Origin of the sequence: Collinsella sp. CLA-JM-H32B, from assembly GCF_040098065.1 — a bacterium.
GTDB lineage: Bacteria > Actinomycetota > Coriobacteriia > Coriobacteriales > Coriobacteriaceae > Collinsella.
This window is the reverse complement of sequence record NZ_JBBNNA010000023.1, coordinates 1-12930: the sequence shown is the minus strand read 5'-3', so window position 1 is coordinate 12930 and position 12930 is coordinate 1. Positions and strand designations below refer to the sequence as shown.

The following is a 12930-nucleotide window of genomic DNA, read 5'->3' as shown; positions in this document are numbered from 1 at the left end:
TTCCTCAGGGCGCTCGTCCGAGAGGGCGGGATGCCGTTCGAGATGAGGGTCAGGACGCCGGCGCCCGACGGGGAGACGGCGAGATAGCCGGCAGGCCGGCATGTCAATCCTGGTCTAACAGAGCCTTTTTTAATCCCCGTCCCAGAAAAATCATCGGCGAACGCGCTACTTTGCACTAGTGAGAACACCGGTGGTGTCGAACGCCGGGGTAAAGCTCTCGTCTACCGCTCCGCCTTCTTGCCAGAACATCGTCGTAAAGCCCAGGTCGTCGGCATGATCGAGCACCTGCTCGTACTCCTCGCGCGTCACGGCGCGTGCCAACTCGCCGCCTTGCTCGCGCATGAGCGCATTGGGGGTGTACTGGTTCATGACCGAAATCGGCACGTCGCCCACCGTCTGCCACACCAGGTCCAGCACGCGGCACGAATCGTCCGCATGACCCGGCAGCACCAGATGACGCACGATCATGCCGCGCTTCATGAGCCCGTCCTCGTCCACCAGCTCTCCCCCGCGGCGCTCAATCTCGCGCGCCATCTGTGCCAGGCCCGACACGGCCACACGCGGGTAGTCCTGAATATGAGAGAGCGACTGCGCAAGCCCGGCATCGGCATACTTAAAGTCGGTAAGCCACACGTCGACCAGATCACCGAGCGCCGCCACGGCACTCGCCCGCTCATAGCCGCTCGTGTTGTAGACGATCGGGATGTCCAGCCCGCGCTCCCGCGCTGCGGCAATCGCGGCCGGCAGCAGGTGAGCATAATGCGTCGCAGTCACCAGGTTGATGTTGTTGGCGCCCTGGTCCTGCAGCTCCAGCATAATCTCGACCAAGCGCTCGGGCGAAATCTCAAGACCGAAATTGCCCGTCGAGATCTCGTGGTTTTGGCAGTAGACACATTTAAGCGAACAGCCGCTAAAGAAGATCGTGCCCGAGCCGGCCTCGCCCGAGATAGGCGGCTCCTCCCACATATGGAGCGCCGCGCGGGCGACCTTAAGCGTGTCGTCGGCGCCGCACACGCCACGCGCGCCCTCGTCGCGTGCCGCGCCGCAACGGCGTGGACACAAATGGCAGGCGGGCGAAAAAAGTTCGGTCAACGACGTCGGCATAAAAACATGCTCCAAAACAACGATTCAGCAGCTCAAACGTAAAGGCCCGGACCGCGCAGACGGCTCCAAGCCCAAGGCGCCGTAATCGTCCGACACGATTTTTGTAATGTCAAGACTGGAATCAACAAAGTGCCGCTTTATGATGTAGGTATTCCGCCCCCCGCGGAGCAACTGGGTGAACCGTCGCGTTTATTTAGGGAGCCCACACAGTCGTACTTAGTACAGGTATCCTTCGTTGTTAAGGACGCTGGAACAGTCGATGAGGGCACCCACCTGTTTTAGGTGGGTTCATTTTCGTAACGTGGGGGGTGGTTTTCTTTTGCCGATTTTGCCCAAAAATTGGCATCGCAGATCCCGTATGACACCCAACGGCACTCGGCAGAACCCCGCCAACATCCCAATATCTGGTAAGCGCGTGATAATCGCACGGCACAAACCCCCGCACCCCCTCGGTCGAGTATCATGGGTCAGCTATGCCCTTTTGCGCGTAGCGCCCTTTGACCTTTTCCTTCGACGCTTGGCGGTTTTCGATTCATGGCTTCATCCACGAGCTTCATACCGTACTTATGCGTGGCGGCCGCTGCCTTTATCACGACATTTCTCACGGTGCCCCTGGTCAAGCGCCTGGCAATCAAGCTCGACGCCGTCGACTATCCCTCAAAGCGCCGCATTAACACCAAGCCCATCCCACGCATGGGCGGCACCGCGGTCTTTTTGGGCCTCGTCGTTGCCTGCATCGTGCAGATCCTGGGCACCTGGTACCTGGGCTGGCCGCCCGTTTTGGTACCGCACCCGCGCCTTCACATCAGCTACCCCGTGCTGGCACTCTCCTTTACCGTGATCTTTGCGACAGGCGCGATCGATGATGTCTTCCAGCTCAAGCCCAAGCAAAAGCTGGCCGGCCAGGTGCTCGCCGCGCTCATCGCCTGCATCGGCGGCTTAAAAATCGGCGTCATCATCAACCCGTTTGCCCCCGGCGAGATCATGCTTGGCTGGCTCGCCTACCCCATCACCATTGTCTACCTGGTGGCGTTCACCAACATCATCAACCTTATCGACGGCCTCGACGGCCTGGCCACGGGCATTTGCGGCATCGCGTCGTTCACCATGTTCACGATGGCCATGCTTTCGGGCCGCATCGACGCCGCCGCGCTCTCCATCGCGCTCTTTGGCTCGTGCGTGGCTTTTCTGCATTACAACTTCAACCCCGCGAGCATCTTCTTGGGCGACTCGGGGTCGCTGCTGCTGGGCTTCGCTTTGGGCTCCATCTCGCTGCTCAACGTGAGCCGCACCGCCGCGCTCACCTCGCTCATCATCCCGCTCATCGTGGCAGGCGTGCCCATCATAGACACGTTCAGCGCCATCGTGCGCCGCAAGCGCGCCCACATTAGCATCGGACAGGCCGACAAGGGCCACATCCACCACCGCCTGATCCAAGAGGGCTACAACCAAAAGCAGGCCGTGCTGCTCATCTACGCCTGGTGCATCATGCTTTCGGCCGGCGCCGCCGCGATCAATCAGGTCGAGGTGCCCACGCGCGTGCTCATCTTTGTCGTGCTCGCCATTGGCTCGGCCGCCTTCGCCAAGCACCTGCACCTTTTTGAGCCCGTCCTGCGCCACCATTACAACAAGCGCACACACGAGGACGAGCTGGTAACCCCCGACGACCCCGCTTTTAAGCAGGAGGAGCAAGCAGCCGAGGAACGTAAAGAAGAGCGCCACCACAAGCTCTAGGATAAGCTGCCGAGGATGCGCCCAGGCAACGCTGGCCAAGCGCAGCCGCGCCGCACCCATCGCACAAGCCGCCCCTCTCCCGCCCCTCGCCTACTTACGCCCCACCCCTTTCGATAAACGCGTTATCATTTTGACCAATACGCATACGTTAGGAGCAATCATGCCAAACGAGAACAGCTACGAAGTCGCGCTGCAAAAGAGCAACGCCATTCGCGAGGGTCTGGCCAAGACGCCCGAGAAGTTCACCATGCTTACCGGCGACCGCCCCACCGGACGCTTGCACCTGGGCCACTACTTTGGCACCCTCAAGGGCCGCGTGGAGCTGCAGAACATGGGCGCCAAGACCAACGTGCTCATCGCAGACTACCAGGTCATCACCGACCGCGACACCACCGAGCACATCCAGGACAACGTGTACAACATGGTCATGGACTACCTTGCCTGCGGCATCGACCCCGACAAGACTATGATCTACGCGCACTCCGCCGTGCCCGCCGCCAACCAGCTCATGCTGCCGTTCCTGTCGCTGGTCTCCGAGGCCGAGCTGGCGCGCAACCCCACGGTTAAGGCCGAGATGGAGGCCTCGGGCCACGAGCTCACCGGCCTTCTGCTCACCTACCCGGTGCACCAGGCCTGCGATATCCTGTTCTGCAAGGGCAATGTGGTGCCCGTCGGTCGCGACCAGCTGCCGCACATCGAGCTCACCCGCACCATCGCACGCCGCTTTAACAACCGTTACGGCAAGGTGTTCCCCGAGGTCGACGCGCTTCTGTCCGAGACCCCGCTGCTGCCCGGCCTTGACGGTCGCAAGATGAGCAAGAGCTACGGCAACGCCATCAATATTTCGATGACCGCCGAGGAGACGGCCAAGCGCATCAAGAAGAGCCAGACCGACTCCGAGCGCATGATCACGTTCGATCCCGAGAACCGCCCCGGCGTATCCGGTCTGCTTTCGACGGCCGCCATCTGCACCGGTCGTTCCGAGGTCGAGATTGCCGAGGAGATCGGCATGGGCGGCTCCGGCCAGCTCAAGAAGTACGTGACCGAGGCCGTCAACGAGTACTTCGCCCCGATCCGTGAGCGTCGCCAGCGCTACGAAAACGACCTGGATTACGTCAAGGACGTGCTGCACGAGGGCAATCGCCGCGCCAACGAGATCGCTGAGCAGACCCTGGCCGAGGTTCAAGACGCCATGGGCATGGTGTACTAGGCAAAGCGCTTTCGCACAACATAGACGGTGAGATTAAATTTCTCCCCGAAACAGGAACAGGCCCGCTGGCAGTTAGTTGCCAGCGGGCCTGTTCCCGAAGTACACCGTTGAATCGCACAGAGGGGAGGAATGCGAATCAAACTCAACAGGGCAGGCTTTTTCATCGCCTATTGCCTACTCCGTTGCTGAAACCAATATAGTTCACCGTGGTTTACTTTCTGGCGAGAATATACGCCAACACATCGTCTCCATAAGTTAGCCCCGGTAAACCTGAAACGGAAAACCACCACAAAGGGGACAGGCACCTTTGTGGTGGTTTTGGCCACGGTAGGGCCGCTAGAGCCCTGCTGGCCAGCGGCAGGTGACCAAGTCGACGTGCATGTCGTCCTTAAACGCCACACCCTCCCCTAGCAAAAGCTCACGTTGAGCATCGGGACCGCCAAACGCAAAGCCCTCGCAAATACGGCCATCGGCAAACACCACGCGATGACAGGGAATCTCGCCGGAGCGCGGATTGCTGTGCAGCGCATACCCCACGTACCGCGCACTTCGTGGACGACCGGCGAGCAGCGCCACCTGGCCGTACGTGGCGACCATCCCCTCGGGAATCTGCTCGACCACCTCGTACACCCGCTCAAAAAAGCCCTCAGACGCCAACATGCGCTCCTTTCAACCGAAACCAGCATAAACCACCACAAAGGTGCCTGTCCCCTCTGTGGTGGTTTTGACCGGAAAGCTAGTTGGCGGGCTGGAAGAAGGCTACGGCTACGGCGCCGGGGCCTACGTGGGTGCCGATGGTGGCGCCGATGGTGTGGACGGGCAGCTCGCCCTCGGTGTGGCCAGCCCACAGCGCAGCACTGTCTTCGATATACTTCTTAAGCACCGCATCCGAAAGACCCGTATAGCCGAGCGCCAGCGGCATGGAGAAGTCGACGCCGCCCGCCTGCTCGACCTTCTGGTTCAACAGGTTTCGACCGTTTTTGGAACCGCGCGCCTTGCCCAACTGCACGATGAGGCCGTCCTCGGCGGCCACGACCGGCTTCACGTTGAGCAGCGTACCCACGGCGCCGGCCGCAGCAGACAGACGGCCTCCGCGCACCAGGTACTCCAGCGTCTCGAGCAGGCCGATAACCACCACACGGTCGCGCACGGCCTCGACCGCCGCCGCAATCTGGGCCGCACTACGGCCCTCGTCCACCAAGCGCAGCGCATACTCGACCAGCACGCGCTCGCCCAGGGTGACGTTGTTGCTATCCACCACATACACGTCGCCGCCCGGTGCCTCGGCAAGTGCGGTACGGGCACTCTGGTTGGTGCCCGAAAGCTTGGCGCCCACGGTAATAATCACAGCCTCGTCGCCGGCCTCACGCGCTTCGGCAATCGCCTGTGAAAAGGCATACGGGTTGACCTGACCAGTCTTGGGCAGCTCATCGCGCTCCACGAGCATCTCGTAAAAGCGCTGGTGATCGATGTCGACGCCATCCATATACACATCGGTGCCAAAGGTGACGGACAGCGGCAGAACACGCAGAGCGGGGTGCTCAGCCGGCGTCATATCGCTCGCGGAATCGGTAATAATACGAATGGACATAGCGAATCCTTTCTTGCGCGGACCTCGCGCGGGGAATTTTGACAGCAATGCCCCGGCACGGTATACGCGCTCAAACGGGACTATGCAGTTGTTAATTGGAAGCAAATGCCTTGGCGGCCTTAGATCTCGCGCAAGGTGTTGAGAATCGTGCGCAGCGACGCGTACATCTGCTCGCGCTGTTCCACGCCCATGGCCTTACCGGTGGTGTCGAGCACTTCGCGAATGATGCGATCGGCCTCGCTCATGCTCTCGCCGCCCAGGGCAGTCAGGCGCACCGGGGCACGGTACTTGACGGCAGCATCGCCCGAGTCGTCGACCTCGACGTAGCCGCCCTCCTCCAGATGTGCCAGTGTGCGCGAAACGGCGGCACGGGTAACGCCGGCCATGCGGGCGAGGTCGGCGCCAGTCAGGCCGTCCTTGCTGCGCTCAAGATAGTACAGGCACATGACGTCGGAGCCTTTGAGGCCCAGCCTTGCACCTTCGGACGTCTTGATACGCTGAATCTCCTTGTAGAGGCCGCTGATCAGTCCGACAAAGTCCTCAAAACGTGTCTCGTCGTTCCACTGCATGGTGACGACCGCCTTTCGCTTACATGATGCTAACGGGTAAACATCTTAGCCGCATAGGGCAACACCCATACCCAAACATCCTATTCGTTAACTCATCAACATAAAAACCACCACAAAGGGGACAGGCACCTTTGTGGTGGTTTGGAACATCAATGGATTCTAGGCGCCGCTACAGCTCCACGCAGGGATTGTCGCGGGTTACAAGCGTCTTAACGACAACCGTCGCTCCCAGATAGCGCTCAAGCAGCTCGGCCAAGCGATCGATGGCGGCCTGGCAATCCCCCATCCGCTCGGGCTCCACGCACTCAATCGCCAGGAACGCGTCGGCCGAATCGTCGGACAGCGCCGTACGAACGCCATCGCGCCAGTTCCAGCAACGGCACACGGCGCCCGCGTCATCGATATAGGCAAGCTCACCGGGCAGCGTCGGATCATCCGCCTCCTCGCCAAGTGGCAAGAACGCGTCGCCGCCGTCAGTCACCGCCAGGCGCAGACTTCCTTCAATAGCATGCAAGTCCTCACCGCCAACGGGCAGCGCATAAGTCAACGAAATCGTGTTGTAGATATCCACCGCCGGCGTGATGTGGCCGACCGGCTTGCCTTTGAGCACGCGCTTGAGCAGGTTCTCGATCGAGCAACGCGCGCCCTTCTTGGTCTTGAACAGACGATAGGCCTCGCGCCATGCCTTAACCGGCGCATTCTCGCTGATGGTATCACTCGTCAGGTGGCGCTCTGCATCGATGTTGGCGCGGTCAAGCAGTGCGGCAATCGCATCCACGTCCTCCTGGGGAATCAGAGCCGCGGGCTTCATGCCCTTTACGACCACGACGCCGACCGCCGCCTGTGGAAACAGCTCCCAAAACGAATTCTCGGCAACGAAACTCTTCATACGTGCTCCCTTCACGATTCGCGCCAATACGGGCGCCCAAACAAAAAGCGCCCTCACAGCGGCCACCTTCAAAGTCCTACGGTGCCGCCACAAGAGCGCTTGCGCTGCCCCCATCCGGAGAAGGGGGCGATATGACAGGCGTATTGTAACCTGAGTCATCCGCCCAAGCAAAACCACCACAAAGGTGCCTGTCCCCTTTGTGGTGGTTTTGGGTCCAAGGCGACGCTAGTGGCGGAGTCCCAGCAGGCCGCGGCCGCGATGACGGGCCTCGGCGGGCACCTGGGCGTGCGGGCCGGCGGCCTTGACGGACTCGGGCAGGTGCGAGTACTTCTTCTCGAAGTTCTCCTCGAACATCACGGCCAGGTTGTGCGCTGCCTCGTCGTAGCGCGCGGTGCTCTGCCAGTACTGGCGCGGCACCAGGATGCCGTCGGGCACACCGTAGCACGTAGTGGGAATGTCGACATTAAAGATATCGTCGTGCACAAACTCGCTGTCCTCGATGGTACCGTCGAGGGCGCGAGCGACCAGTGAGCGCGTGTAGGCCAGCTCGATGCGATGGCCCACGCCGTAGCCGCCGCCAATCCAGCCGGTGTTGACCAGATAGACGCGCGTGCGGCCGTCGGCGATACGCTCGCCGAGCATCTTAGCGTAGACCATGGGGTCGAGCGGCATAAACGGCTCGCCAAACAGCGAGGAAAACGTGGGCGTGGGCTCGGTGACACCGACCTCGGTGCCGGGGATCTTGGCCGTAAAGCCCGTCACAAAGTGGTACATGGCGGCATCGACCGTCAGGCGCGAGATGGGCGGCAACACGCCAAAGGCGTCGCAGGTCAAAAACAGCACGACGCTCGGAGTGGTGCCCATGCCCTTGGTCCACGCGTTGGGGATATGCTCGACGGGGTAGGCCACGCGCGTGTTGTGCGTGATCGAGACGTCGTCGTAGTTGGGCTTGCGATTCTCGTCGAGCACCACGTTTTCGCAGATGGCGCCAAAGCGGACGGCGTTGAAGATCTCGGGCTCGTGGAACGCGTCCAGGCCCTCGCACTTGGCGTAGCAGCCGCCCTCGACGTTAAAGATGCCCATGTCGGACCAGCCGTGCTCGTCGTCGCCAATCAGCAGACGCGTGGGGTTGGCCGAAAGCGTGGTCTTGCCCGTGCCCGACAGGCCAAAGAACACAGCGGTCTCGTGCGTGACGGGATCCATGCTGGCCGAGCAATGCATGGGCAGTACGTCGTCCTCGACGGGCAGCAGGTAATTCATGACGCTGAAGATGGACTTTTTGATCTCGCCGGAGTAGCCGGTGCCCGCGACCAAAATCACGCGCTCCTGGAAGTTGATGACCACGGCGGCGCTGGAGTTGAGGCCCTTGATGGCGGGATCGCACTGGTAGCCCGGCGCGGCGAGCACGCAGAAGTCCGGCTCGCCGGTGCGCGCGATTTCGCGGGCGAGCGGGCGGGCGAGCATCTGCTTAATGAAGAGTGCCTGGCTGGCACGCTCGCAGGCGACAAGCAGTCGGCGCGTGTGGTTGCGATCGGCGCCGGCCATGCCGCGAGTGACGAACACATCGCGCTCGTTGAGATAGTCGACGATGCCGGCTTTGATGACCTCGTAGCTTTCGACGGACAGCGGGCGGTTGACGGCACCCCAGGCAATCTTGTCGTGCACGTCGGGCGTGTCGACGATAAAGCGGTCGTTGGGCGAACGTCCGGTACGCTCCCCCGTCTCGATCACGAGTGCACCGTTGGAGGCCATACGGCCTTCGTTGCGGCGAATCGCATGCTCGACGAGCTCGGCTGCCGGCAGGTCAACCAGCAGGCGGGGCTGGTTCTCGGCGGGATCTTCGACCAGCGTGATGCCAAAGTTGGACAGAACTTCTGCGGGGGTAACACCGGGCATGGGGCCTCCTTTAAAAGCGCGACACGTGGACGCGGCGCACACTTTACTCACGTAAAGCCCGTTGTACCCGATATGCAAAAACGTTTTTGCGGCAACGGCGAAGCGCCCGCCCAACGGTCAAAAATCGCACGCAAGCGGCCTAGTCATTGGGGACGTTCTTAAACGACTAGTTGTTGGGGACACTCTTGAACAGGCAACAGCCAAGGAGTGTCCCCAGATGCCGGCACTTAGGGACGTTCCTAAAGTGCCGGCACATAAGTAATGTCCCCAAGTGCCGACTACAGCGGCAAGCCTTGGCCGAGCATGGCGATGGCGCTCATGAGGACCAGCATGCCGGCGGCGTAGGGCAGCACTGCGCCCAGGAGCTCGGCATCCTTACCGCGCACGTGAACGGCGGCAAGACCGATGGCGAGGGTCTGTGGCGAGATCATCTTACCGGCGGCGACCCCCAAGGCGTTCAGCGCGACCATCCAGTAGTCACTCACGCCCAGCGCCGTAGCCGCCTGGCTCTGGATGGGACCAAACAGCATGCCCGAGGACGTGCCCGAACCGGTCACGAACGCACCGACGGCACCGATCCACGGGGCCAGAATCGGGTACAGACCACCGGCGACGACGATGCAGAACGCGCTAATCGAAGAAATCATGCCCGCATAGCCCATCACCTTGGCGCAGCCCAGCACCGAAAGCATGGTAATGACCGTCGGCATCATCTGCTTGACGGTCGCGGCCAGTACCTCGCCCATCAGACGCGGCGAAGCGCCCTGAATCGCGCCGCCGACAAACGCGGCCAGGAAAATCCAAACACCCGGCGTGTTGATCCACGAAAACGTAAGCGCACCGGGGTTCTCGCCGCAATACACCTGCACGTGGCTCGCAAACGGCGCGAGCGCGGCGTGCACGACGGGCACCAGGTTGGAGGTACCCAACAGCAGCACAAAAATTAGGATGAAGCACGACCAGGCCGAAAGCGCCGATTTAACGGTGAGCTGTTCGCCGGAATCGATATTCATATGAAAGCGCGCGTCCAAATGCCCCGACTTCTCGGCACGCATGGCGAGCACGGCAGTCAGCGCAAGTGACACGATGGAACCCACGACTACGGCAAGCTCGGGACCCACAAACATGGCAACGACCAGGGCCGCACCGACAAAGGACACACCGGAAAGCAGTGCCACGCCGGCAACGCCGTGCAGACGCTCGGCAACGCTTGCAACATTGCCCTGGTCATCGGCAACACGACCCGCAACCAGCACAATAAGCAGCGGCATCACCACAAAGAAGGGCGCGAGCTGCACCAGCTGAACGGTCGCCAGATGCAGGGAATCCAGACCCACCAGGTCGGCAACGGACACTGTGGGGATGCCGATGGAGCCGTAGGGCGTGGGCACGCCGTTGGCCAGCAGGCAAATGAGCACGGCAGGCACTGCCTCAAAACCAAGGCCCGCGAGCATGCCGGCGGGAATGGCAACAGCGGTACCAAAGCCGGCCATGCCCTCCATAAAACCGCCGAAGCACCAAGCCACGAGCAGCGCCAGCAGACGACGATCGCTGCTGATGGAAGTGATCATACTGCCGATCACGTCCATGGCGCCCGTGCGCACACACAGGTTATACGTGAACACCGCGGCGATAATTACGAGCACGATGGGCCACAGGGCCATCAAAAAGCCCTCGAGCGAGGCCGTGGCTATCTGCGCCGCGGGCAAATGCCACCACGCAAAGGCGAGCACGCACGAAAGGGCGAACGAGCCAATGGCGGCCTTCCAAGCCGGCCATTTAAAGCACAGCAGCATCACGACGAGCCAGATGATCGGCACAAGAGCCAGCAAAAACGCAGCGACATCCATGGGTAAAAACTCCTTGGTACCGCGCAAGCGGCATCGGGGGGTCACAAAACTTCAACAGGATACCGCACGTTTACCGACAAATTACAGCCGCCCGCCGAAATTATTGAACAACCTGTTCAAAAACACGAATGGACGCCACCGCGACTATACTAGAGCGCAGCAAGAGAAAGGAATCGCCTTGAGCATCACGCCCCTCGATAGCATCCGCCGCGCCATCGCCCGCCGCAATGGATTCGCCGACCCCACCGTATCGGGCGGGGCGCACGGACAGGGCGGACGCATCGAGAACGGCCTGTTCCCCGCATCGCACACCGCCGAGGAGCTCGCGCGCATCCAAGAGCTAAGCCAGCGTAACGCCGGCGGCCCCGACAGCAGCCAGGCCGCACGCCGTCGCCGCGAGCGCGATCGCCAACCCGGCCCCATCCACCGCATGGCCAATGCCTGGTGGAACCGCCTACTCGGAGCCGTCTACGGCGGCGGCTTCTCCACGCAAGAAGCCGAGTACGAAGATCACGCCACCCGCCGCGACTATCTCTGGAATACCCTGGGCACCGCCGTATGGGGCATGGCGTTTCCGCTGCTCACCATTGTGTCGACGCAGCTCGTAGGCGCCGAGGAGGCCGGCAAGTTCTCCATCGCCTTTGTCACCGGCACGCTCATCATGATCGCGTGCAACTACGGCGTGCGCAACTTTCAGGTCTCAGACATCGACGAAAAAACCTCCTTCGCCTCCTACCAGCTCAACCGCTGGATTTGCGGAGCGCTCGCGCTGGCATGCGGCCTGGTATACAGCAGCGCCCGCGGCTACGATGCACAGATGGCCACGATCGGCCTGGGCGTCTACCTGTATAAGGTGATCGACGGCATCGCCGACGTGTACGAGGGCCGCCTGCAGCAGGCCGACAAGCTCTATTTGGCCGGCATGAGCCAAACGCTGCGTTCCGCCGGCGTCATCGTGGTCTTTAGCGTGGCACTGTTCCTCACACGCAGCATGCCCATCGCGGCCATGGCCATGGGTGTCACCGCCATCGCCTCGCTCGTGCTGGTCACCGCCCCGCTCGCCCTGCTCGAAACCGAAAAATCACGCCGCATGAGTCTGCGCGAGGTCGGCCACCTGTTTATCCAGTGCGCCCCGCTCTTTGGCGCGCTGTTCCTGTTCAACCTTATCGAGAGCATGCCCAAGTTTGTGATGGAAGGTACGCTGGCCTACAAGTATCAGCTGTACTTTAATGCCCTGTTCTTTCCGGCGCAGGCTATTTTGCTGAGCATCGGATTTATCTATAAACCGCAGCTCCTGCGTCTGTCGAGCATTTGGGCGAATCCGCGTAAGCGTCGCCGCTTTGACCTGATTATTATTGCCGTTATGGCACTGATCGTGGTCATTACCGGAGCGTGCGCCGCATTTATGGCAGGCCCCGGCATCCCCATCATGAGCTTTATGTACGGCCTTAACTTTGAGCGCTACCGCACGTTGGCACTGCTAATGGTTGTCGCCGGCGGCATCACCGCGGCAATCGACTTTATCTACGCCATCATCACGGTGTTGCGCCACGCCGGCGACGTCACCAAGATCTACCTGATCTGCTTCGCCGTAAGCGTGGTGGTGCCGGTGATCCTGATTAAGCTGCTGGGTCTGATGGGCGCTGTGGTGAGCTACCTAGCCATCATGGCCCTGCTCCTGGTGCTACTGATCATCGAGTACGCCCACATCCGCCAACGCATAGAGAGGGACCGGAATCCGTACGGCGCCTAATTGCGGCGATGGGAGAAGCTAATTTGCGGTGGAATCACCCCGGCTGGAGTCTCGTTGCGGACACGCAAAACTAAGTGAGTAGACTTTTACCGAATCCCGGACCACACCGACAAAGCACAAGTCCGTGACCAGCGGTTTTATTGAGGCAAATATGTTGGGTGCTCGGCATTTCCAAAAAAGTCTACTCCCTTAGCCAGCGGGCAGCCAAATGATTATTTAAGGCTCTGTTAGACCAGGATTGACATACATGTGTCCCCACGGTGCCATATCGTTAGCCCTGTAGACCGCGATGATGGGGGCAGCATGAACGCCGAAGACCTGGTCCTCAACTTCA

At 61.1% G+C, this 12930-nt stretch carries 10 protein-coding genes; 3 read left to right on the top strand and 7 right to left on the bottom strand.

All coding sequences use genetic code 11. The features are described from left to right. Positions 1-165: 165 nt before the first annotated feature. Entirely contained in the window at positions 166-1104 is a 939-nt protein-coding gene (locus tag AAA138_RS09680) for a radical SAM protein (RefSeq protein ID WP_349090647.1), read from the bottom strand. Positions 1105-1638: 534 nt separating this feature from the next. Here AAA138_RS09680 and AAA138_RS09675 point away from each other — a divergent pair. Together AAA138_RS09675 and trpS are read left to right on the top strand one after the other, a co-directional pair. Next, positions 1639-2838, top strand: coding sequence for an MraY family glycosyltransferase (locus AAA138_RS09675; RefSeq protein ID WP_349090646.1), 1200 nt, complete (start codon positions 1639-1641; stop codon positions 2836-2838). A gap of 160 nt (positions 2839-2998) precedes the next feature. Beyond that, the gene (gene trpS / locus AAA138_RS09670) at positions 2999-4048 is read left to right on the top strand and encodes a tryptophan--tRNA ligase (protein WP_089572045.1); all 1050 of its coding nucleotides are present in this window, start codon (positions 2999-3001) and stop codon (positions 4046-4048) included. Between the two features lie 336 nt (positions 4049-4384). Here trpS and AAA138_RS09665 read toward each other — a convergent pair whose 3' ends face one another. The 6 genes from AAA138_RS09665 to AAA138_RS09640 form a co-directional block, all read right to left on the bottom strand. Further along, entirely contained in the window at positions 4385-4708 is a 324-nt protein-coding gene (locus AAA138_RS09665) for an MGMT family protein (RefSeq protein ID WP_349090645.1), read from the bottom strand. Between the two features lie 76 nt (positions 4709-4784). Beyond that, complete coding sequence (locus tag AAA138_RS09660; RefSeq protein ID WP_349090644.1) at positions 4785-5639, bottom strand: DegV family protein; 855 nt, start codon at positions 5637-5639, stop codon at positions 4785-4787. Positions 5640-5758: 119 nt separating this feature from the next. After that, entirely contained in the window at positions 5759-6208 is a 450-nt protein-coding gene (locus tag AAA138_RS09655) for a MarR family transcriptional regulator (protein WP_217751042.1), read from the bottom strand. Between the two features lie 169 nt (positions 6209-6377). After that, entirely contained in the window at positions 6378-7097 is a 720-nt protein-coding gene (locus AAA138_RS09650; RefSeq protein ID WP_349090643.1) for a phenylalanine--tRNA ligase beta subunit-related protein, read from the bottom strand. A 225-nt stretch (positions 7098-7322) separates the two neighbouring features. Further along, positions 7323-8993: a phosphoenolpyruvate carboxykinase (ATP) gene (gene pckA / locus AAA138_RS09645; protein ID WP_349090642.1), complete on the bottom strand. Its 1671-nt coding sequence runs from the start codon at positions 8991-8993 to the stop codon at positions 7323-7325. Between the two features lie 278 nt (positions 8994-9271). After that, positions 9272-10843: an L-lactate permease gene (locus tag AAA138_RS09640; RefSeq protein WP_349090641.1), complete on the bottom strand. Its 1572-nt coding sequence runs from the start codon at positions 10841-10843 to the stop codon at positions 9272-9274. A 178-nt stretch (positions 10844-11021) separates the two neighbouring features. On the opposite strand from AAA138_RS09640, the gene AAA138_RS09635 reads away from it, so the two are divergent. Then, a complete protein-coding gene (locus AAA138_RS09635) occupies positions 11022-12596 on the top strand; it encodes a lipopolysaccharide biosynthesis protein (protein WP_349090640.1) in 1575 nt (524 codons plus the stop codon). Positions 12597-12930 lie beyond the last annotated feature (334 nt).